At 60.9% G+C, this 23065-nt stretch carries 10 protein-coding genes and 2 riboswitches; of the genes, 5 read left to right on the top strand and 5 right to left on the bottom strand.

Annotated elements, in window-relative coordinates:
* Positions 1 to 104: 104 nt before the first annotated feature.
* Both cobN and cobW read right to left on the bottom strand, forming a co-directional pair.
* Positions 105 to 3953 (bottom strand): cobaltochelatase subunit CobN, encoded by a 3849-nt coding sequence (gene cobN, locus AC0Z4S_RS01805; RefSeq protein ID WP_485621813.1) that lies wholly within the window; start codon positions 3951 to 3953, stop codon positions 105 to 107.
* A gap of 3 nt (positions 3954 to 3956) precedes the next feature.
* On the bottom strand, positions 3957 to 5021 hold the full coding sequence (cobW, locus tag AC0Z4S_RS01800) for a cobalamin biosynthesis protein CobW (RefSeq protein WP_485621812.1): 1065 nt from the start codon (positions 5019 to 5021) through the stop codon (positions 3957 to 3959).
* A gap of 99 nt (positions 5022 to 5120) precedes the next feature.
* Positions 5121 to 5332: riboswitch (cobalamin riboswitch) on the bottom strand.
* Between the two features lie 887 nt (positions 5333 to 6219).
* A riboswitch (cobalamin riboswitch) is annotated at positions 6220 to 6439 on the top strand.
* A gap of 123 nt (positions 6440 to 6562) precedes the next feature.
* Between cobW and AC0Z4S_RS01795 the strand changes: the two genes are divergently transcribed.
* The 4 genes from AC0Z4S_RS01795 to cobM all read left to right on the top strand — a co-directional run bounded on the left by AC0Z4S_RS01795 (position 6563) and on the right by cobM (position 8708).
* Complete coding sequence (locus AC0Z4S_RS01795) at positions 6563 to 6760, top strand: CbtB domain-containing protein (RefSeq protein ID WP_253501262.1); 198 nt, start codon at positions 6563 to 6565, stop codon at positions 6758 to 6760.
* Positions 6761 to 6771: 11 nt separating this feature from the next.
* A complete protein-coding gene (locus AC0Z4S_RS01790; protein WP_471879760.1) occupies positions 6772 to 7473 on the top strand; it encodes a CbtA family protein in 702 nt (233 codons plus the stop codon).
* Positions 7470 to 7883, top strand: a complete 414-nt coding sequence (locus AC0Z4S_RS01785; protein WP_253501256.1) for a cobalamin biosynthesis protein — start codon at positions 7470 to 7472, stop codon at positions 7881 to 7883. Before AC0Z4S_RS01790 ends, AC0Z4S_RS01785 begins: the two co-directional genes overlap by 4 nt.
* Before the next feature lie 78 nt (positions 7884 to 7961).
* Positions 7962 to 8708, top strand: coding sequence for a precorrin-4 C(11)-methyltransferase (gene cobM, locus AC0Z4S_RS01780; protein ID WP_485621811.1), 747 nt, complete (start codon positions 7962 to 7964; stop codon positions 8706 to 8708).
* A gap of 144 nt (positions 8709 to 8852) precedes the next feature.
* Here cobM and nfuA read toward each other — a convergent pair whose 3' ends face one another.
* Positions 8853 to 9437, bottom strand: coding sequence for a Fe-S biogenesis protein NfuA (gene nfuA, locus AC0Z4S_RS01775; protein ID WP_003225494.1), 585 nt, complete (start codon positions 9435 to 9437; stop codon positions 8853 to 8855).
* Positions 9438 to 9541: 104 nt separating this feature from the next.
* Positions 9542 to 11836 (bottom strand): fatty acid cis/trans isomerase, encoded by a 2295-nt coding sequence (locus tag AC0Z4S_RS01770; RefSeq protein WP_485621810.1) that lies wholly within the window; start codon positions 11834 to 11836, stop codon positions 9542 to 9544.
* Positions 11837 to 11991: 155 nt separating this feature from the next.
* Between AC0Z4S_RS01770 and metH the strand changes: the two genes are divergently transcribed.
* Entirely contained in the window at positions 11992 to 15702 is a 3711-nt protein-coding gene (gene metH / locus AC0Z4S_RS01765) for a methionine synthase (protein ID WP_485621809.1), read from the top strand.
* A gap of 52 nt (positions 15703 to 15754) precedes the next feature.
* On the opposite strand, the gene AC0Z4S_RS01760 is transcribed toward metH, so the two are convergent.
* Positions 15755 to 23008: an NEL-type E3 ubiquitin ligase domain-containing protein gene (locus AC0Z4S_RS01760; protein ID WP_485621808.1), complete on the bottom strand. Its 7254-nt coding sequence runs from the start codon at positions 23006 to 23008 to the stop codon at positions 15755 to 15757.
* Positions 23009 to 23065: the final 57 nt, after the last annotated feature.

The following is a 23065-nucleotide window of genomic DNA, read 5'->3' as shown; positions in this document are numbered from 1 at the left end:
TTCTGTCGACCTGATGTATCGGGTCCATGCAAATTTCGACAGCGCTAAAGATCGGCTCCCTCTCCCTCCGGGAGAGGGCTGGGGTGAGGGTAGCTTTTTAGCGCCTACATATCTTCCTCGATATCCAACAGCAAATTCTCCAGCGCTTCTTTATAAGCCCCCGGCTCCTGCCACATCCCGCGCTGCTGCGCCTCGAGCATGCGTTCGGTCATGTCGCGCAGCGCATGGGGATTATGCTCACGAACAAAATCCCGCGTCGCCGGATCGAGCAAATACGCATCCGCCAGCAACGCGTATTGATGATCATCGATCAACTGCGTCGTCGCATCGAAGGCGAACAGATTATCAACGGTCGCCGCCAGTTCGAACGCGCCCTTATAGCCGTGACGCTTGACCCCGTCGATCCACTTCGGATTCGCCGCCCGCGAGCGTACTACGCGGTTCAGCTCTTCCTTCAAGGTACGGATCTTCGGCAGATCGGGCTGGCTGTGATCGCCGTGATAGCTGGCTGCCGCCTCGCCGCGCAGGCTTTCCACCGCCGCGAGCATGCCGCCCTGAAACTGGTAGTAATCGTTGGAGTCGAGCAGGTCATGCTCGCGGTTGTCCTGATTTTGCAACACTGCCTGCACCTGGCTCAGGCGCTGGCTGAATTGCTCGCGGGCAGCCGTGCCTTCATCAGCGCCACCGTAAGCGTAGGCGCCCCAGTTCAGGTAAACCTCGGCGAGGTCTTCGCGGGTCTGCCACAGACGTCCGTCGATCGCGCCTTGCACACCGGCGCCGTAAGCACCCGGCTTGGCACCGAAGATGCGCCATCCGGCCTGACGCCGCGCGGTGTCCTCATTGACGCCCGCCTGCAACAGCGCTTCGCGCTCGGCACGCACTTTGGCGGCCATTGGATTCAAGTCATCCGGTTCGTCCAGCGCGGCCACCGCTTGCACGGCGGCGTCGAACAGGCGGATGAGGTTGGCGAATGCATCACGGAAAAAGCCCGAAACCCGCAGCGTCACGTCGACCCGCGGGCGATCGAGCAGACTCAGCGGCAGGATCTCGAAATCATCCACGCGCTGACTGCCCGTGGCCCAGACCGGACGCACGCCCATCAGCGCCATGGCCTGAGCAATGTCATCGCCGCCGGTGCGCATGGTCGCGGTGCCCCAGACGGACAGGCCGAGCTGGCGCAGGTGGTCGCCATGATCCTGCAAGTGCCGTTCAAGAATCAGCGTGGCGGACTGGAATCCGATGCGCCACGCGGTGGTGGTCGGCAGATTGCGCACGTCGACCGAGTAGAAATTGCGCCCGGTGGGCAGCACGTCGAGGCGGCCACGGCTGGGCGCACCGCTGGGGCCGGCCGGGACGAATCGACCGCTCAGGGCGTCGAGCAGACCGCGCATTTCCGCCGGCCCGCAAGCGTCGAGGCGTGGGGCGACGACTTCGCGCAGATGGTCGAGTATCGAATCAACTTCAGCCCACTCTGGCCCCTGTGGGAGCGAGCCTGCTCGCGAAAGCGGTGTGTCAGTCAATGAAGTATTGGCTGACACGACGCCTTCGCGAGCAAGCTCGCTCCCACATGGATCGTGCAGGGCTTGAGAAATCAGTTGCGTGGCGAATAGTTCGAGGCGTTCGCGGGTGTCGCCGGCGGTTCGCCAGATCTCATCGCTGACGGCCTGCAACTCGCTCGGTCGCGGGCCGTTCCACGGATCGGCCAATGTGCAATCCAGCGGATCGAAGCCCAATTCAAACGCCTTGGCCAGCGCCCGCAACAGGCTCGACTGCGCGCCCTTGCCGTCGCCGCGCGGAATCCGCAGCAGCGCCAGCAACGTGTCAATCCGCAAGCGCCCGCTGGGTGATTCGCCAAAGATGTGCAACCCATCGCGAATCTGCGATTCCTTCAGATCGCACAGATAAGTATCCAGACGCGGCAACCAGATCGCCGCATCAGCGTCGCTGTCCAGCGCCGCATCCAACTGCAATTCACGGTCGATTTGCGTGTCACGCACCAGTTGCAGAATGTCGCGCTGCAACTCGCGAGCACGGCGCGGATCGAGCAGTTGCGCCTCGTAATATTCATCGGCGAGCAACTCGAGATTGCGCAGCGGCCCGTAGGTTTCCGCGCGAGTCAGTGGCGGCATCAAGTGGTCGATGATCACCGCTTGCGTGCGCCGTTTGGCCTGGGCGCCCTCGCCCGGATCGTTGACGATAAACGGATAGATATTCGGCAGCGGCCCGAGCAGCGCGTCCGGCCAGCAATTCTCTGATAGACCGACTCCTTTGCCCGGCAGCCATTCGAGGTTGCCGTGCTTGCCGACATGGATCACGCCGTGGGCGCCGTAGGTAGTGCGCAACCAGAAATAGAACGCCAGATAGCCGTGCGGCGGCACCAGATCCGGGTCGTGATACACCGCGCTCGGATCGACCTGATAACCGCGTGCCGGCTGGATGCCAACGAAGGTCAGACCGAAGCGCAGCCCGGCGATCATCAGGCGACCGTCGCGGCACATCGGATCTTTGTCTGGCGATCCCCAACGTTCAAGCACCGCAGCGCGATTCGCTTCCGGCAGCGCGTTGAACATCGCCAGGTAATCGTCCATCGCCAGGCTCTGCTGGCACGGGCGCAGGTCGAGACTGTCGGGGTCGTTGCTGACCCCGCCGAGCAATTGCTGGATCAGCTCGGTGCCGCTGTCGGGTAACTCGGCAGTGATCGGATAACCGTGGTCGCGCAATGCACGGAGGATGTTCAGCGCCGCCGCCGGCGTATCGAGGCCGACACCGTTGCCAATGCGGCCATCGCGAGTCGGGTAGTTGGCGAGGATCAGCGCGATGCGTTTTTCGCCATTGGGCACGCGCGCCAGATCGATCCAGCGCCGCGCCAGTTCGGCGACGAAATCCATGCGTTCGGGCTGGGCGCGATAGCAGACCACATCGGACTGACTGCGCTCGCTGCGCCAGGCCAGATCCTTGAAGCTGATCGGCCGACTGATGATGCGCCCGTCGAGCTCCGGCAAGGCAATGTGCATCGCCAGATCTCGCGGCCCGAGGCCCTGCTCGCTATCGCGCCAGCCGGGCTCGTTGTCCTGGGCGCAGATTGCCTGGATCACCGGAATGTTGCGGCGAAACGGGCGCAGATGCGGCGCTTCGGGGCTGGACTGGGCAAAACCGGTGGTGTTGAGAATCATCCCGGCTTCGACTTCATCCAGCCAATCCTCGACTACCGACAGGCAGCCGGGCTCTTTCAGGCTGGCCACCGCCATCGGCAGCGGATTGAGCCCGGCCGCCTGCAAACGCTGGCAGAACACATCGATGAACGCGGTGTTCGCCGCTTGCAAGTGCGAGCGATAAAACAACAGCGCCGCCACCGGTTGATCGGGCAGCCATTCGGCTTGCCAGTCGCGCAGCGCAGCACTGGTTTTCTGTGGGTGATAAATAGCCGTGCGCGGCAGGGTCTGCGGCTCGCTCCATGGGTAATCACGAGCGAACCATTGGTTGCCCAGGCAACGGAAGAAATCCAGCGCATTGCCCATGCCGCCCTGACGCAGGAATTGCCAGAGAAGATCCCGTGCTTCGGCGCTGACCGTACTCAAGTCGCTGAGCTCGGGATCCGGACGGTCATCGCCGGGCACCAGAATCAGTTGCACGCCGCGTTCGGACAACTCGACCAGCCGCTCGACGCCGTAGCGCCAATAGGCGATGCCGCCGTGCAGCGAGATCAGAATGACCTTGGCGTGGCGCAGCACTTCGTCGACATACAGATCGACCGAAGCGTGATTCTGCACCTGCATCGGATTTGCCAGCCGCAGGCTCGGATAATCCTCGGGCAACTGCTGCGCGGCCTCGGCGAGCAGCGCCAGGCTGGAATCGCCGCTGCACAGGATCACCAGCTCGGCGGGGGTTTGGCCAAGGTCGGCAATGTTGTCATCCGAGACGAAACCGCCGGGCTGGGTCCTGAGCAGGTGCATGGCTTAAACGCTGAGCGCAGCGCGCAATTGCGCTTCGAGCTGCACGGCATCGAGCTCCTGACCGATCAACACCAGACGCGTGACACGCGCTTCTTCGGCACCCCACTGGCGGTCGAAATGCTTGTCGAAACGCGTGCCCACGCCCTGGATCAACAGGCGCATCGGCTTGTTCGGAATCGCCGCAAAACCTTTGACGCGGAGGATGCCGTGCTGCACCACCAATTGCGTCAGTGCGTCGAGGAGCAGGCTATCGTCGGCTTGCGGCAGTTCGATGGAGATCGAATCGAAGGCATCGTGATCGTGGTCGTCGTCATCGCCGTCATGGTGGTGATCGTGATGGCTGTGGCGACCATCGATGTGTTCCTCGGAGCCAGCGCCCAGACCGATCAACACATCCAGCGGCAAACGACCGTTGCTGGCTTCGATGATTTTTACCGCTGGCGGCAGTTCTTCGGCGACTTCAGCGCGCACGCGAGCCAGATCTTCCGGGCTGGTCTGGTCGGCCTTGTTGAGGATAACCAGATCGGCGCTGGCCAGTTGATCGGCGAACAGCTCGTGCAGTGGCGATTCGTGATCAAGGTTCGGATCGAGTTTGCGCTGGGCATCGACCTGATCCGGGAACGCGGCGAACGTGCCCGCGGCGACGGCCGGGCTGTCGACCACGGTAATCACCGCATCGACGGTGCAGGCACTGCGAATTTCCGGCCACTGGAAGGCTTGCACCAACGGCTTGGGCAGGGCCAGGCCCGAGGTTTCGATGAGGATGTGATCGAGGTCGCCGCGACGGGCGACCAGTTCGCGCATTACCGGAAAGAATTCTTCCTGCACCGTGCAGCACAGGCAGCCATTGGCCAACTCGTAGACGCGGCCGCTGGCTTCTTCTTCGGTGCAACCGATGGTGCATTGCTTGAGAATTTCACCGTCGATACCCAGCTCGCCAAACTCGTTGACGATCACCGCGATGCGCCGGCCCTGAGCGTTGTCGAGCATGTGTCGCAGCAGCGTGGTTTTGCCCGAACCGAGGAAACCGGTGACGATGGTGACGGGGAGTTTGGCCAGTGTTTTCATCGGTATGCCCTTTGGCAAGCGGCGGGCATACGGGACGAGAACCGGCAGCGCAGGTACGCGCCGGAAGCATTCGCCACCGGATCACCCCGCCCGGTTGTAGTGAGAATCTGTGACGAGGCAGGTCTCCTGGCTGACGGTGTTCAGGCGCGGGGCCTGGCATTCGTTGCGCCTTCCCGCTGGCTCATTGGCTGAGCTGGCAGTGGCGTGGCAACGAACCTCACCGTTCACAGTTGCGGGGGCAGCCGCGGCTTTGACCGCGTTCCCTTCTTAGCTTCGGCGCGTGCCGAAGAACCTCGAAAGCGCAAGGCTACGCATGGTGTGGGGATGGGTCAATGGGCGCAGGTGTTGAGCCTTGCGGTTGGGGGCATATCCGTTGCTGCGGGTGCTGCCGCTGGCGGTTTCGCTCTTACAGCGAGTCCCTTTTTCAAACGCCAAAAAGGAACCAAAAGGCTTTGCCCCGGCGTTCGGCCCACTCGCCGGGGCTCGGGGTTCCTTCGTTACGGGATCGATCCGGGCGCAGCGTCTCCGGTTTGCTTCGCTGCACCTCCTTCCGCTGTGTACGACTGCGTCGTACGGTCGCTACGCTCCCACCCCCGGATCAATCCCGTAACGAAGCCTGCCGAAGGGGCGAAAGATCAAGAGCCAAAGCAAAGCAAAAGCAAAAGCCAGATCAAAAGATCGCAGCCTTCGGCAGCTCCTACAGTTGGATCGCGTGCTACCTCAAGACCAGATCGGCTGCCAGGCCGCCTTCGCGAGCAGGCTCGCTCCCACAGAAAAGCAAAGCAGCGCAGCTGCCCGCGGCGAAGCCGCCCCACTCAACAATGAGCGTTAGCTCGAGTGCTTTTGATCTGCGGGCGACGTCGGAAGGCTGAGTGGAGGGATTGATCCGGGGGTGGGAGCGCAGCGACCGTCTGGCGCAGCCAGACACAGCGGAAGGAGGTGCAGCGAAGCAAACCGGAGCCGCTGCGCCCGGATCGATCCCGCAGCGAAGGAACCCGAGCCTGCGAGGGCCGAACGCAGGAGCAAGCCTTTTCGGTTACCTTTTCGGCGTTTGGAAAAGGTGACCCGCCGTAAGGGCGGAACCCTAAGCAGCCGTTACCGCAGCAATGGATATACACACAAAAACACCAGAAGAAATGCCCCCCCTCGCAGCACCAAAAACTCCCGGAAATTGACTAAAAACCCAAACCCATGTTCTCCTGCCCCCCTTGTTACGGGTGCCCTTCACAGGGTGAAACGGGAAACCGGTGAATCATGTGCTTTACTCAAAAGCCATGTCAGTCCGGTGCTGCCCCCGCAACGGTAAGCGAGCGAAGCGTCAAAGCCACTGTGCCCAGGCATGGGAAGGTGACGCTTGCAGGTCGGCGACAAGCCAACCCCTCGCGAGCCCGGAGACCGGCCCGCAACACCCAGCGCGCATAAGCGTAGCTGACCACAAACAAACCCGCGGTGGGCGGGCGCTGTTCGAAATCCCTGCGTGCGCGGCTCGCAGGGATTTTCATGCGCTCTATTCACCCGCTGACATTTCAGAGGGAAGCGCTATGTCGATCATCAGCAATACCGTCAGTCACACTGACCACATCTCCAGCACCACGACCTTGGGCCAACGCGTGACTGCCGCCCTCTTCGCCTCGATCCTTGGTGCCAGCCTGGTCTGGTTCGCCGGTTTCTCGCACATCGAGGCGGTGCACAACGCCGCCCACGATACCCGCCACAGCGCCGCCTTCCCGTGCCACTGAGGCCTGCCGACATGATCAAGCGTATTGCGCAAACCGCAGGCTTCGCCGGCCTGCTGGCTGCCCTGCTACTCACACTCTTGCAGAGTTTCTGGGTTTCACCGCTGATTCTTCAGGCCGAAACCTTTGAGAATTCCGCACCAGTCGCCGAAGTTCACGAACACGCCGCCGGTACCGCCGCCCACAGCCATGACGCTGAAGCGTGGGAGCCGGAAGATGGCTGGCAGCGCGTAGTCTCGACCACCGGTGGCAATCTGGTGGTGGCGGTCGGCTTCGCCTTGATGCTCGCAGGCCTTTACACCCTGCGCGCACCGACGAAAACCTCGCAAGGGCTGCTCTGGGGGCTGGCCGGTTACGCCACGTTCGTCCTCGCCCCGACACTGGGCCTGCCGCCTGAATTGCCGGGCACTGCGGCCGCCGATCTGACATCGCGGCAGATCTGGTGGATTGGCACCGCTGCTTCAACCGCTGTCGGTCTGGCATTGATCGCCTTCAGCCGTCACTGGCTGATGAAGATCCTCGGTGCGGCGATTCTCGCCGTGCCCCATGTGATCGGCGCGCCACAACCACAGGTGCATGCCATGCTCGCGCCCGAAGCATTGGAAACTCAATTCAAAATCGCTTCGCAGTTGACCAATGTCGCGTTCTGGCTGGCCTTGGGCCTGATCAGTGCGTGGTTGTTCCGCCGCAAGAGCGCAGGGCACGATCAGGCATGACCGATGACCGCGCAGCGCCGACCTTCGTGGTCGGCTTCGGCTGCCAGCGCGGCTGCCCGGCCAGCACGCTGCGCGCGTTACTTGATCAAGCCTTGCAGGCGCATCGCCTCGAACTTCGAGCGGTCAAGGCATTGGCCACTATCGATCTGAAGCGCGACGAACCGGGCCTGCTGGAACTGGCCACACAGCTGAACCTGCCCTTGCGGTATTTCAGCAGTGCCGAACTGGCCGTCTACCAGTCGCGCCTCAGCCATCATTCGCAGATCGCTTTCGAACGCACCGGTTGTTATGGCGTCGCCGAAAGCGCCGCATTGGCCGTGGCCGAGCAACTGATTCAGGCGCCGGCAAAATTGCTGATCTCCCGGCAAAAATATGCCCAGGCCACTCTGGCGTTGGCCGGCGCGGCATAAAATCCCGATAATCCCCGCCTGCGATCATGAGCACGCTTCATCTGCAGTGCGGCTGCGCTTCTTACCAAGGATTCAACGATGACCGTCTACTTCATCGGCGCCGGCCCCGGCGACCCGGAACTGATCACTGTCAAAGGCCAGCGCCTGATCCGCACCTGCCCGGTGATTATCTACGCCGGTTCGCTGGTGCCGGCAGCAGTGCTGGAAGGTCACCAGGCTGAAACCGTGGTCAATAGCGCTGAACTGCATCTGGAACAGATCATCGATGTGATCAAGACAGCCCATGCCAAAGGCCAGAATGTCGCGCGCGTGCATTCCGGCGATCCGGGTCTGTACGGAGCGATTGGCGAGCAGATCCGCTATTTGCGTGAGCTGAGCATTCCTTTCGAGATAATCCCTGGCGTCACTGCTACAGCGGCATGCGCAGCGCTGCTCGGTGCTGAACTCACCCTGCCAGACATCTCGCAAAGTGTGATTCTGACCCGTTACGCCGACAAGACCCCGATGCCCGCCGGCGAAGAACTGACCAGCCTGGCGCAACATGGCGCGACCATGGCCATTCATCTGGGGGTCAATCATCTGGAAAAGATACTGGTTGAACTGCTGCCGCATTACGGCGCGGATTGCCCGATCGCGGTGATTCACCGGGCGACGTGGCCGGACCAGGATTGGGTGGTGGGGACGCTGGCGGACATTGCCGGGAAGGTCGAGGCCAAGGGCTTTCGGCGCACGGCGCTGATTCTGGTCGGGCGGGTATTGGGTAGCGAGGTGTTCAGCGAATCATCGCTGTATCGCGCCGGGCATGCGCATCTTTACCGCCCTTGAAAACGCTTTCGCGAGCAGGCTCGCTCCCACATGGAATTACATTCAATTGTGGGAGCGAGCCTGCTCGCGAATAGGGTCGGCAAATGTTGCCCATAAAAAAACGGCGCTCACGGGGCGCCGTTTTTCATGTTCGCAGTGAACACCTTAGTAGTAGGCGTTTTCTTTCTGCGTGTGGTCGGTGACGTCGCGGACGCCTTTGAGCTCCGGGATACGCTCGAGCAAGGTGCGCTCGATGCCTTCCTTCAGCGTGACGTCCGCCTGGCCGCAGCCCTGGCAACCGCCGCCGAATTGCAGAACGGCGATGCCGTCTTCAACCACATCGATCAGGCTGACCTGGCCGCCGTGGCTGGCCAGCCCCGGGTTGATCTCGGTTTGCAGGTAGTAATTGATACGCTCGTTGACCGGGCTGTCGGCATTGACCATCGGCACTTTGGCGTTGGGCGCCTTGATGGTCAACTGACCACCCATGCGATCGGTAGCGTAGTCGACAACGGCGTCATCGAGAAACGCTTCGCTGAACGAATCGATGTACGCGGTGAAGCTTTTCAGCCCCAGCGCCGTATCTTCGGGTTTTTCTTCCCCCGGCTTGCAGTAGGCAATGCAGGTTTCGGCGTACTGGGTGCCAGGCTGGGTGATAAAGACGCGGATGCCGATGCCCGGGGTGTTCTGCTTGGAAAGCAGATCGGCCAGGTAATCATGGGCGGCGTCGGTAATAGTAATGGCGGTCATGGAAACTCCTCGCAGGCTTGGGCGCAGTTTACGCCAATCGGCGCGGCTGACAAAGTCCTAGTATTTTTGTCGGGAAAGAATCTCGGGCACACGCCTGCGAATACTCAAAGATTCTCGTACCGGTTCATATCCAGCACGCCCTCTTCCACCGAGTCGGTTTCATGGATGTACTGGCTCAGATCGTGGAAATACAGCCAGAACTGCGGATGACTGCGCCGAATGCCCCAGCGCTCGACGATCTTTTCGAACCGATTGGCATCCTTGGCGTTTTCCATGGCATCGACAAACGCCGGAACCTGTTCGGCCGGCACATTGAACATGAAGTTCGGATAGCTGGTGAGTACGCCCGGATAGATGGTGAGGGTGTCGAGCCCCGGCTGATAACGATGCGATTCACCGAGCAAAAATGCCACGTTGCTATGGGCGCGGTTGCGCAGCACGCTGTAGACCTCGCGCTTGCCGCTGGCGGTTTCGACGCGCAGCAAGGTCGCTTCGGGCATTTGCTCGATGACTTTCAGCCCGGCTGCCGGGCGCGAGGCCAGACGGCTCAAGGCCTGCTCGGCGTTCTGTAACGCCGGATCGATGTTCGGCCGCGAGCAATAAGCACCGTCACAGCGATTGATCGGATCCGGCCGCGCATTCAGATCGCCGTAGCGCGCAAGCAACTGCTGGGCAAAATCGCGTTTCGGGTCTTTTTCGTCGAGTTTCAGTGCGGTCGGTTTGTCGTCGTCGATCGCCTCGTAATCGAGCCACATCTTGAACTGGCCGCCATCCTGGTACCAATCATTGAGGTAGTCCTCGCGAGAATCGGCGGGCATCAGGCGCAGGAAGTTCTGCTCGGCGCCGTTGCGGATGAGGTCGAAATACAAACGGGTCTGCGCCTGATGGGAGACGTTGCCGAACACGTCGAAGTTGACCGCGAGCTGGTAATAGGTGCGTTCCAGCAGCGGATAGTCGAACAGCCACATCGTCTGTGGCACCTCACCTATCAGACCTTTGGTCACGGAAGCGCTGTCGAAGTGGCGGAAAATGCTCAGCAAGGCGTTGTCGTTGCCGGCCCACAGGGTCGACCAGCTCGGTGCCGGCAGATCGGCGTAGCTGTCGCGGCGCAGGGCTTCGTATTCGTTGCGCTTGTCGCGGTAGTCGCGCCACAGGCTCAGCACGCTGCCGACGTCGTCGTTCTGCCCCGGCATCGCCAGCAGCGGCGTGGCCTGGCCGCGGTAGTTCGGATCGGTGATATAGAGGTCATGTTCCGGCGCCTGGAACAGCGCCCAGAAGTTGTCGCGGATCACGTCGGTCGCAATTTGCCCACGACAAACCGGTCCGCGAATGAAAGTACGGACGAAGTATTCGGCGTTATCGAGCATGAACTGATAGCGCGCTTGCGCCGGAATGGCCTCGAAAGTGGCAAATGGATTGGCGCGGCTCTGTGGCCCGTAGCCCGGCAGCGCGTTGACCTGCCAGTTACCGTTGTAGAACAGGCTTTTGATCCGGGCCATTTTCGCCGCGCTCAGCGGATAAGTGATGTGCGTCTTGTGCACGATCACTCCCTGCACCGGCCACAAGCGGTAATACACCTGCGTGCCCGGGTCGTCGTTGGGGCGGCGGGTGGCGATCAGATCGATCGGCTGCCCACTCGGCGTACGCGAACGCACCCACTGGAAATAATGCCCCGGCTCGCCGCCCTTGAAGTAGATGTGCGCCAGATACCAGTGTTCGAACAGCCAGCGCCCGACCAGACTTTGCCGCGCGCCGGGGGCGTTGAGCAGGTTTTCCCACTGCGCGATCTGCAGCGCCTCTTGCGCACTCGGCGCCAAGCTCTGCTCGTCAATCGGCGCGCCAGACGCCAGCCAGCGCTGCAAGGTCTGGTACTGCTGATCGGTCAGGCCGGTGACGGCCAGCGGCATGCCCTCCTTCGGGTGCGCTCCGGCGTAAGCGTCAAATTCGCCAGGCATCGGACACAGGTTGCTGCGGTTGAGCCCCAGGACAATGTCTTCGGGAAGCTTGGCGTTCGGCGTCAGCGGGGTCTTGTGGCCCAGTTCGAGCATGCGCGCCATCAGCGCGGCCTGACTGCCTTGGGCGTCGAGCACCGAGTAGAAATCCTTCTGCTGCCACGCACGTTTGCCGAACGCGTCGTAAAACAAACGCGTGGTCGGCGCGGCCCGGGTGCGTTCGCCGTCATACACCGGCATTTTGCTCGCGCCACGGGCGGCGCCTTCGCCACTGCCCAGGTTGAGCTGGCACGCCGAGTCGTAACAGGCATGGCAGGCCACGCATTTCTCGGTGAAGATCGGCTGGATATCCCGGCTGTAGGAGATAGAAGAAGAAACAGCGGGATCTTGCGCCGCGACGCTCCCGCTCAGGACCAGCAACAATAAACTGATGACGCGGTACGGCATGCTGCTGATCCCGATGGTAAAAAAAGGCTGCGATTCTACCGTTATGACGCTCGTACCAACATGAGCGATATTCATGCAAAAGCGGCACATGCTCTAAAAGCGCACAGGTTTGCTATGATCCCGCTCCTTCGTAATGGTCTTTTCGAGTAGTCCACATGTCCGATCGCAGCGTCCGCCTTCAAGCTCTCAAGCAAGCCCTCAAAGAGCGCATCCTGATTCTCGACGGCGGGATGGGCACGATGATCCAGAGCTACAAGCTCGAAGAACAGGATTATCGCGGCAAGCGCTTCGCGGACTGGCCGAGTGACGTCAAGGGCAACAACGACCTGCTGGTTATCACCCGTCCGGACGTGATCGGCGGCATCGAAAAAGCCTATCTGGACGCCGGCGCCGACATTCTCGAAACCAACACCTTCAACGCCACGCGCATTTCCATGGCCGATTACGGCATGGAAGAGCTGGCGTACGAGTTAAACGTAGAAGGCGCACGTCTGGCGCGCAAGATTGCCGACGCCAAGACCGCCGAGAACCCGGCCAAGCCGCGCTTCGTGGCCGGCGTGCTCGGCCCGACCAGCCGCACCTGCTCGCTGTCGCCCGACGTCAACAACCCCGGCTACCGCAACGTCACCTTCGATGAGCTGGTGGAAAACTACACCGAAGCCACCAAGGGCCTGATCGAGGGCGGCGCCGACCTGATCCTGATCGAGACGATCTTCGACACCCTCAACGCCAAAGCGGCGATCTTCGCCGTACAAGGTGTGTTCGAAGAACTGCACATAGAACTGCCGATCATGATTTCCGGCACGATCACCGACGCCTCCGGCCGTACCTTGTCCGGCCAGACCACCGAAGCATTCTGGAACTCGGTGGCCCACGCCAAGCCGATTTCCGTAGGTCTGAACTGCGCCCTCGGTGCCAGCGAGCTGCGCCCGTACCTGGAAGAGCTGTCGAACAAGGCCAGCACCCACGTGTCCGCGCACCCGAACGCCGGCCTGCCGAACGAATTCGGCGAGTACGACGAACTGCCATCGCAAACCGCGAAAGTCATCGAAGAGTTTGCCCAGAGCGGCTTCCTCAACATCGTCGGCGGCTGCTGCGGCACCACCCCGGGGCACATCGAAGCCATCGCCAAAGCCGTGGCCGGTTATGCGCCGCGACAGATTCCGGACATTCCCAAGGCCTGCCGCCTTTCTGGTCTGGAGCCGTTCACCATCGATCGCAGCTCGCTGTTCGTCAACGTCGGCGAGCGCACCAACATCACCGGTTCGGCAAAATTCGCCCGCCTGATCCGCGAAGACAACTACACCGAAGCCCTCGAAGTCGCTCTGCAGCAGGTCGAGGCCGGCGCGCAGATCATCGACATCAACATGGACGAGGGCATGCTCGATTCGAAGAAGGCCATGGTCACCTTCCTCAATCTGATCGCCGGCGAACCGGATATCTCGCGCGTGCCGATCATGATCGACTCGTCGAAATGGGAAGTCATCGAAGCCGGCCTCAAGTGCATTCAGGGCAAAGGCATCGTCAACTCGATCAGCATGAAAGAAGGCGTCGAGCAGTTCATCCATCACGCCAAGCTGTGCAAGCGCTACGGCGCCGCGGTGGTGGTGATGGCCTTCGACGAAGCGGGCCAGGCCGACACCGAAGCGCGCAAGAAAGAAATCTGCAAACGCTCCTACGACATTCTGGTCAATGAAGTCGGCTTCCCGCCGGAAGACATCATCTTCGACCCGAACATCTTCGCCGTCGCCACCGGCATCGAAGAACACAACAACTACGCCGTCGACTTCATCAACGCCTGCGCCTACATCCGCGACGAGCTGCCATATGCGCTGAGCTCCGGCGGTGTGTCGAACGTGTCGTTCTCGTTCCGTGGCAACAACCCGGTGCGTGAGGCGATTCACTCGGTGTTCCTGCTCTACGCAATCCGCGCCGGGCTGACCATGGGCATCGTCAACGCCGGCCAGCTGGAGATCTACGATCAGATCCCGGTGGAGCTGCGCGACGCTGTTGAAGACGTCATTCTCAACCGCACCCCGGACGGCACCGACGCCCTCCTCGCCATCGCCGACAAGTACAAGGGCGATGGCAGCGTCAAGGAAGCCGAGACCGAAGAGTGGCGCAACTGGGACGTCAACAAGCGTCTGGAACACGCGCTGGTCAAGGGCATCACTACGCATATCGTCGAAGACACCGAAGAATCCCGGCAGTCGTTTGCGCGGCCGATCGAAGTGATCGAAGGCCCGTTGATGTCCGGCATGAACATCGTCGGCGACCTGTTCGGCGCCGGCAAAATGTTCCTCCCGCAAGTGGTGAAATCCGCGCGGGTGATGAAGCAGGCCGTGGCGCACTTGATCCCGTTCATCGAACTGGAAAAAGGCGACAAGCCGGAAGCCAAGGGCAAGATCCTCATGGCCACGGTGAAAGGCGATGTGCACGACATCGGCAAGAACATTGTTGGCGTGGTGCTCGGCTGCAACGGCTATGACATCGTCGACCTCGGCGTGATGGTCCCGGCCGAGAAGATCCTGCAGGTGGCCAAAGAACAGAAATGCGACATCATCGGCCTCTCCGGCCTGATCACCCCGTCGCTGGACGAAATGGTTCACGTTGCCCGTGAAATGCAGCGTCAGGATTTTCACCTGCCGCTGATGATCGGTGGCGCGACCACCTCCAAAGCGCACACGGCGGTGAAGATCGAGCCCAAGTACAGCAACGATGCGGTGGTCTACGTGACCGACGCCTCGCGCGCCGTGGGTGTGGCGACGCAGTTGCTGTCCAAGGAATTGAAAGCCGGTTTCGTCGAGAAGACCCGTCTGGAATACATCGACGTGCGCGAGCGCACTTCCAATCGCAGCGCCCGCACCGAACGCCTGAGCTACGCCGCCGCCATCGCCAAGAAGCCGCAATTCGACTGGAGTAACTACGAGCCAGTGAAACCGACGTTCACCGGCAGCAAGGTGCTCGACAACATCGATTTGAAGGTGCTGGCCGAATACATCGACTGGACGCCGTTTTTCATCTCTTGGGACCTGGCTGGCAAGTTCCCGCGCATCCTTGAAGACGAAGTGGTCGGTGAAGCCGCCACCGCGTTGTACAAAGATGCGCAGGAAATGCTCGCCAAGCTGATCGACGAAAAACTGATCAGCGCCCGTGCCGTGTTCGGTTTCTGGCCAGCGAATCAGGTCAACGAAGACGACATCGAGCTGTACGACGATAACGGCAAGCCGTTGGCCAAGCTGCATCACCTGCGTCAGCAGATCATCAAAACCGACGGCAAACCGAACTTCTGCCTCGCCGACTTCGTTGCGCCGAAGGACAGCGAAGTCACTGACTACGTCGGCGGTTTCATTACCACTGCCGGCATCGGCGCCGAAGAAGTGGCCAAGGCCTATCAGGACGCTGGCGACGACTACAACTCGATCATGGTCAAGGCTCTCGCCGACCGCTTGGCCGAGGCCTGCGCCGAATGGCTGCACCAGCAAGTGCGCAAAGAGCACTGGGGTTATGCCAAGGACGAAACCCTCGATAACGATGCGCTGATCAAAGAGCAATACCGCGGCATCCGTCCCGCTCCCGGCTACCCGGCCTGCCCGGATCACACCGAGAAAGCCGCGCTGTTCACCCTGCTGGACCCGGAAGCGGCCGAAATGCGTGCCGGCCGCAGCGGCGTGTTCCTCACCGAGCACTACGCGATGTTCCCCGCTGCTGCAGTCAGTGGCTGGTACTTCGCCCATCCGCAGGCGCAGTACTTTGCCGTGGGCAAGATCGACAAGGACCAGGTGCAGAGCTACACGTCGCGCAAAGGCCAGGAGCTGAGCGTGACCGAGCGCTGGCTGGCGCCGAATCTGGGTTACGACAACTGAGATCCGCTGGGGCATGGACGGGTCGTGCGCCCATGCCCCACTGATTACTCGATCACGGTCGACGCGACGGCCCCGGCTGCGGCGAAGCAGGTCGCGGCGCTTGTCCGCCGAGGGTCGACAGCCGGTCCATCTCTGAGCGAGTCAACTCGATCATTTTCTCGTTACGCGCGGTAGCCCGTTCTATCTCCAACAGATTCATGGCGGTTTTGTATTGCTCGGTGAGCTGTGCATCGCTTTGCCAGTCTGGATGCGCGTCCTCGACCTTGCCATGCCGATTCGTCGCCTCTCGCTCGAGTTCCTCGAACACCTCGGGGTAGCGTTCGGCCAGATAGCGAGCCCAGTAGTCGCGCGCGATCAGATCCCGAAGGAAGTCATCGGACGCCTCCGCCGCGAGCACGGTGTTGCGCGCGTCGATCAACGCCTGCCCGCGAATCGGTGCTCCGTACAGCATGTGCTCCGGTTGCCCGGGCAACTCCAGTCCGTCTGGCCAGCCAGTGGTCATGCCGATCCGGTATTGCAGGCGAATCTCCGCTCGATCCTGGTGGCTGCCGGCAGCCTCCGCCAAGTGATCGATTTGTTCGAGGCGGAACATTTGCCGCGACAGGTCCAGCAACGCCCTGCCGCGCTGATCCACAGACTGGCGCGGAATTTCACGCAACGCATTGAATTCGTAAACCCGGGTTTCCATCTCACTGAAAGCCAGGATGCGGCCGTCGCCACAGGTCGTATGTGTTTGTGCGTCGACAAATAGCATCTGGCGCAATTCAGTGTTCTGCGCGGCGGCCTCCATGATGCCCCACAGGCGGAAACTGAGGTGTGCACGGGAAAGCTTGAAATCGGTGGTGTTTCGCAACGTCCAGATCAAGTGGAAGTACGCCTCATGACCTTCCTCCCCGGCCAGTTGCCGCCAGAGCACGGCGCGCTCTGCGCGCAAATCGACTCGGGTATCGGCAAGCCACGGATCAAGCGCGTTCTGCGCCACGTACTGGGTGGGGTTTTCAATGTTCTCCAGATCCTCCACATCGGCATGAACGTCAATATGTTCTGCTCCATCATCACCGTCGGAGTCCCAATCCGAATCGGAGCCAGAGCCAGAGCCGGAGCCGGATTCACTCTCCGCTCGACGGCTGAGCGCCGAAATGCGCAGAGTCAGTTCACTGTGCGAGATGCCCATGACATCGGCATCGCCGTGGGCAATGCTGTAATCGCGCATTTGCTCAAGACTGTAGAGAGACAGTGACCTGTTCTCGTCCAGCAGCGTGCCGCGAACCAGGGTTTCACGGCTGGGCTCCAGCAGCCTGTCAGGGAAGGACTGAAGACTATTGCCTCTGAGATCCAGCGTGTGCAGATGCTCCAGTTCCACAGCCCCGGAAGGAAAGTGGTAGAGACCGTTGTAAGCCAGACTCAGACTCTCAAGGCGGTTGAACCCGCTGACATCAAATTCCTCCAGCTGGTTATTGCTCATGTCCAGCCAGCGCAATCGATCCCCCCGCAACGCGTACAGGGTTTGCGGGTCAGAAAAGCGATTGCCATTGAGCTGCAGCCGCTCAAGCCGGGCCATGCGCGTCACAGCGTCCGGCAGCGCGACCAGCTCATTGCCGTCGAGCAGCAGCGTGTCGAGGTCAGGAAACGCACTCAGAAAACCATTGGAGCCTTGCGCGGTGATCCGTGCACCGGTCAATGTCAGCCGCTCTACCCCGGGGAGTGTGGTAGGCAGATCCGGCAAGTCGCCCGTCTCCAGCCGCATGAAATCCAGTAATCGCCCGGAATCCGATCCCGAACCCAGCAAGTTGTCCTGCCAGCATCGATAGATCAGCGCTGCCGCGCTGCCGCGACTTTGTGCCGAGATCAGCATTCTGGGTGCCTGGATCTCGCGGATGTAGAGCCAGCCGTTCAGCTGGCGAACCAGCATTGCGCCGGTCTGGTGCAGGTCATTGAGCCGCCCTTCTATCTGCACGTCGGTCAGGCCTTCGCTGCGCAAGCGCGAAAAATACTGCCTGGCCTGATACGGACTTATGAGCGAATCGAGGTCGCGTAACCGGCTTTCGAAGCCGGCTGCGCCTTCAGTTGTTGCTGATTGTCGGGGCAGCGGCAGCAAATTCGCGGCGACGTCCCAGCCCGTCTCGGCTGGGGGAAAAATATCCGGTACAGGCTCCTGCGCGAAGCGCCGCAAAACCCCGGCAGGCAAGCCTTTGGCAGTTTCAATCCGTAGCAATGCGGCGTCCAGGTCTGCCTTGCCGGCGGGACTGAAGTCGTTGCCGATCAGGTTGGCTCTCATCAATGCATCTTCGTGAGAGAGCACTGCCACCGGAAGGTCCGGCATCGCATTGTCGCGCAGGTCGATCCAGTTCAGTCCGGCCGTGCTTTCGGCCCCCGCTGGCCATGCCTTGAGCCGGGAAGCTCTCAGGTTCACGGCCTTGAGGTTTGTCAGCACACTGAGGTCCAGCGTGTCCAATCGGTTATTGCTGACATTGAGATATTCGAGGTTCGTCAAACCATTGAACTGACTCTGTACTGCTGGCGTTACGACGATGTCGTTGCCGGACAGATCCAGCCGGGTCAATCCAGGCAGGTCGGCTGACGATACCGGCAACTCAGTCAAACCGGCATCGGTGATTTCCAGACTTGCGGCTTCGCTGAAGGCGCGGACGAAGCCGCGGATCTGCGCGGCAGGCGCTGCCAACCGGTTCAATCGCACGGCCTTCACGTGAGGAAACGAGCCGGCAGGCAGTTCCGGAAGCGTGGTGTACTGCGGGTCACCGTGCAGAACCAGGAACGCATCACGCGGTGGCAGTTCAAATAGCGTTGTTTCGATCGGCAAGTCGTAACGTTGGTACACACCGTCGCCCCACGCCTTGCGCAGGGCGTTCAGCACAGTGGAATCAGGCACTTCGGTCCAGCGATCCAGCAGCCTGACCGTTCGCAATCCGGACGCCTGCGTGGGTTCATGGAACTGACCGAAAATGCCGGCATACTCGACACTCAGTGCCTGAACAGTCTCTAAATCGAGGCTGAGCAGCTTCTCGGGAAGATCGTGGAAATAGCTCCGCACACCCAACAGAAAGTCCATTTCGTCCTGAACGTAACTGCGCACGATCTGATTCAGATCCACCAGGTGACCCAGCGTCGCCTCCTGGGCTTTGACGTAGTCGCAGGCACGCTTGAAATCTTCATAAGCGATATTTCGCCAGTTCAGCGACAGCCCCGCCCACTGTTTGGCATGTCCTGTATAAAACGCCTCGGGAATGGACGCAATCGAGGTGCTCCGCAGGTCCAGACGTTCCAGTTGCGGCATTTCAAGCGTTTCCATTGGCCATTGCGTCAGGGAAGGCGCCCTGATGGTCAGTTTTTTCAGGTTCACCAGCGGCGCCAGGACGTGCTCAGGAATCATCGTGTCGAAACCGAAGCTTTCTATTTCAAGCGCCTCGAGCCCAGTAAGCGTTCGCAAGCGCTGGGCAAAACCGAGAGGAAAAGACAGGGTATTGGAGGAATAACTCAGGCTTCTGAGCGATGCCATCGAGCTCACCGAGCGGGGCAGGTTTGTCAGCTCCTGTCCACGGTTCCTCAAGGCACTGTAGAGCTGGCTGCGCGAGCCAATCGCGAGTTTCTCCAGTCTCGGAAACCGGGCCAGAAAATTATCGGCATTGGCATCCGACAGGCCGTGTCCGTATATGGACAATTCACGTACGTGGCTGAAATCCGCAGCAAGCGTCGGCAATGGATCATTGCAGTCAATCTCGAGGCGGGCCCGCTCCGGCACTTCCGTGGCCAGCGGTGCGGAACGCCAACTCCTTTTCAACGCGCGCATGGTGTTTTTCCTCAGTTGCTGCGCCGTTTCCGGACCCGGTCGACCAAACACATCCCTGGCTGACGCCTCTTCAGGCCCTACCCAGGCTTTGAGCGTCGCCTTCAAGCGTTCCCATTCCTGTTGGCTGCGCAGTAACTGGCTGAAGATATCCCGCTCCGATTTGCCGGCCCGCAAATGTTGGAGGATGAAGCCGTTGGCGAGGGTATCGTTCAGATCCGGGTAGACATCGCGCACCTTCGCCGTGAGTTGCGGGTTGAACGCCTGGCCGCGTCCGCTGGCGTGGTAGCCGACCTGCGTGGCATTGATCCGCGCCGGTGGCTTGAACAACCCGGCCTGCGGTTCCAGCAGCGCGAGTACGTCGCCGCGATATCGGTTGGCCTGTTCGATGATAGTGTTCTGCAGATCGACGCTTTGACCGACATTCGGCAGGCCCAGGCTGCGGCGGGAACCATCGGGTAAAGCGTGCATGATCGAGGCGTAGAAATTGTCCCCCTCTCTGGACAGGCTGTTGAGCTCCTCGCCCCGGTCATTGAATGCCTGAAATTGCGGACCCTTTTTGACCAGATACCGCTTATCCACCGCAGACTCGTCACCGATGCTGTCGAGTAAAGCGCCCGTGGTACTGCCCTCGCGCACCTCCAGACGCAGCGTGTCCGACCATCCTGGCAAACCTTTCAACACCTGCAATGCCAGGCGGCGACTGTCAGCCGACGCGATGTTGTCACTGCGCAACCCCGCAAAGGCTCGGGTCTGTCGTCCTTCGCGTGCGTACCAGCGCGCCTCCTCCAGCATGCGCAAGGGCACGCGACGGGTCGAAGCAAGCCGATCCAGGTCATCCGCCCGGGCATGATCGAGAACCTCTTGCGCTGCCGCTTCGCTGAGTCCCGGACAGGCTCGCTGCAACAGACTGACCCGGGCATCGGCGGGCGACGTCCCTTGATACAGACTGTCGAACAGCGCTGACTGACGACTACGGGCGTACTCCGCGATCTGCTCGCCGAGCTGCTGCGCTCTGTCAGCAGGAGCTGGCGCACCTCTTCCGCGAAATAATTGTGGAAACTCGGACTCATCGAGCCCGGCCACAATGCGAGTGGTCAGTTCACCGTTCAGAATCTGCGAGCGGGTCAACCGGATCGGTGCCTTGGCAACGGTACCGCGGGGCAGTCGTCCAGCACCGTACATAACCGATGCGCCGGACAACTGCGGCCCCTCGAACGCTTCCACCATTCGATCCCTGGGCCAGTACGGCATCTCGGTCATCAACGGCAACGCATACAGATACGCCTCGTCGATCGGCCGCGTTCCGCGCAGTTGCTCGATGACCTGCCCCACTTCCCTGTCGGCCTTGAACAGACGCATGGCATCCGTCAGCTCCGGGGGCGGCACTGCAAGATCGACGTGCATTTTGCGCAACGCGTTGTCACTGACGCCGCTGACATCGGCAATCCTGATCAGCTCCTCGTCGGTAAAGCCTTCGGTGACATGGCCCATGCGCCGCAACAGGGTCAGACGATCCCACTCCAGCGGGCGTTCCAGTGTATGCCGCCAGGCACCGCGGCCATTGCTTTCGAGAATCGGTTGATAGGCCGTTGCATCACTCGGGTGCCTGATCCGCCATTTGCCCAGCGCCTCATCGAAGAACTGCTCATAAACGCGGCCGTTCTGGCGGATAAAGGTCTTTCCATCGATCACGTGCTGCCCCGATTCGTTGGGGACGGCGCGGGTGTCCAGTGCAATTGTGGATTCGTAGGCGTCGAGTTCGGGTTTCCAGAGACGGGTTTCACCGTTGGGCAACAGCACCGGTTGCAACTTTTGAATCACCGGTTCCGGCCTGGCTGCCGATAATTTGCGCACACCGGCGCCGACCCCGGCCATCACAGCGATTTGCGCCAGATTTTCGGCCACATCGACCAAATGATCCTTGGCTGCGCGGCGGTCGCCCTCTGCCCACTCGACTGCGCCCTCAAGCGTTTCGTAGAGCAACTGGCCAGCCATCACCACCATCATGACTTCACCCAGCACTGGCACAAACATCGACACCATGTTCAGGCCGAGCAGGCCGATCTGCATCAGATGCGCGAGCTTGGCCTCACGAGCGCTGGCATCGACCTCGGCGGTCGGTACCGCATGGCTGCGGGCATCCGCCAGCACCTTGGCGGTGTTCTGTTTATAAAGGTATTCCCAAAGATCTTCGTTGGGAGCCCAGATGCCGTGCCCCTTGCGGGTGACTGTCGACGGCGCGATATATGGATCAAGTGCCGGCTCCAGCTTCGCTGTCGGAGGCGGGGGCAGTTCGCTGATGTGGGTGAACGCAGAACCGGAGCTCAGCGTCTCAGCAATAGTGCGCCATGGCGAGCGCCAGAAATCACTGGGGGAATCCGCTGCCTTTTGGGTGAATTGGCTGAAATAGTAGGCGCGCTCCTTGTATGGGACGAACTGGCTGAAGAAGCGCTGGTATTCGGTCGGCTCGGCGCTCGTGGCCTGCGCGGCGGTGCGTGTGGTGAACAGACGCTTGAACTCGCTCTCCATTTGCGAGCCGCTGTAGCGTTTGAGGGGATGTTCGGGATCATGAGGGATATAGAGAATCACCTCATCGCTATAGTGGTACTTCTCGCAGATCGAGAACGCCACGCAACCGGTCATTCTTTTTTTCATCAGGCCCATGTCGAGGAACCAGACCTGCTTGTCGCCGATCCACGGATGCATTTCGCCGTTGATGACCTGCAGGATCATCCTGTAGTCCGCAGGCTCGATGTCCTTTTTCAGCAGCGCCTGCTCGGCGGCGGCTCGCATCGCGGTTTTTTGACTGGCGATGAATTGTTCGCGCAGGGCCGCCTCTGTGACAGCATCGGCAGGGTGGAAAAAACCTTGCAGGTAAGTCTGATATTGCTCGCCGATATCAAGATTGCGGCACAGCGTCAGAAACTCGCTGACCGTCAGATTGACCGTCACCGCCTCGTAGGTGCCCGGCGTACTGCCCGCCAGCATGAAACCGGAAGTTTCATGGTAGGCCCCGGGTTGGCATTCGTACGCTTCAAAGTTGTGCAGAGCCGCATCGAGCATCGAAAGTTTGAGCAATTCGAACGAAGCCAACTCAACGCCGAAAATCCCCATTTTCAGAGGCCGCCTGAGGCACAGCAGGGTCTTGTCGACATCCACCTGCACTTGATACTGATCGTTCAGTGCCTTGACCAACAATGGCCGGGCAAAGGCTTCGATGTCCTGAAACGAGGCCATGGTCTTGTCCAGACGATTTTGCGCGATGACGCTGGACTTGAAGCTGTCATCCAGTGCCTGGCGCTGGCTGGCTGATGCGTTCCGGTACCAGGCTGGCAGGACGGTGTGGCTGTCCTTGAGTGCCTGGCGTCGTTGCGCCGTCGCATCGGTCAGCCAGTGCGGAACGGCTTTTTCGAGAAAGTCGCCGTGCAGGCTGTGAGTGGCCGGCGGTTTTACCGGGACGGCCACTGCCGTTAATGAAGTCGCGGGATTGATAGTCATGTTCACTCCTTGTAATGGAGCGAAAAGCAGACCATCTCAGCGATCGTTACCTGCGGT

It is taken from the genome of Pseudomonas sp. 1L-B-1-E-C1 (assembly GCF_057291835.1).
This window is presented reverse-complemented; position numbering and strand designations above follow the sequence as displayed.

Excerpts from the sequence above, each read along its gene's own strand:
- cobN (WP_485621813.1), bottom strand. The coding sequence starts at position 3,953 with ATGCACCTGCTCAGGACCCAGCCCGGCGGTTTCGTCTCGGATGACAAC.
- cobW (WP_485621812.1), bottom strand. The coding sequence starts at position 5,021 with ATGAAAACACTGGCCAAACTCCCCGTCACCATCGTCACCGGTTTCCTC.
- AC0Z4S_RS01795 (WP_253501262.1), top strand. The coding sequence starts at position 6,563 with ATGTCGATCATCAGCAATACCGTCAGTCACACTGACCACATCTCCAGC.
- AC0Z4S_RS01790 (WP_471879760.1), top strand. The coding sequence starts at position 6,772 with ATGATCAAGCGTATTGCGCAAACCGCAGGCTTCGCCGGCCTGCTGGCT.
- AC0Z4S_RS01785 (WP_253501256.1), top strand. The coding sequence starts at position 7,470 with ATGACCGATGACCGCGCAGCGCCGACCTTCGTGGTCGGCTTCGGCTGC.
- cobM (WP_485621811.1), top strand. The coding sequence starts at position 7,962 with ATGACCGTCTACTTCATCGGCGCCGGCCCCGGCGACCCGGAACTGATC.
- nfuA (WP_003225494.1), bottom strand. The coding sequence starts at position 9,437 with ATGACCGCCATTACTATTACCGACGCCGCCCATGATTACCTGGCCGAT.
- AC0Z4S_RS01770 (WP_485621810.1), bottom strand. The coding sequence starts at position 11,836 with ATGCCGTACCGCGTCATCAGTTTATTGTTGCTGGTCCTGAGCGGGAGC.
- metH (WP_485621809.1), top strand. The coding sequence starts at position 11,992 with ATGTCCGATCGCAGCGTCCGCCTTCAAGCTCTCAAGCAAGCCCTCAAA.
- AC0Z4S_RS01760 (WP_485621808.1), bottom strand. The coding sequence starts at position 23,008 with ATGACTATCAATCCCGCGACTTCATTAACGGCAGTGGCCGTCCCGGTA.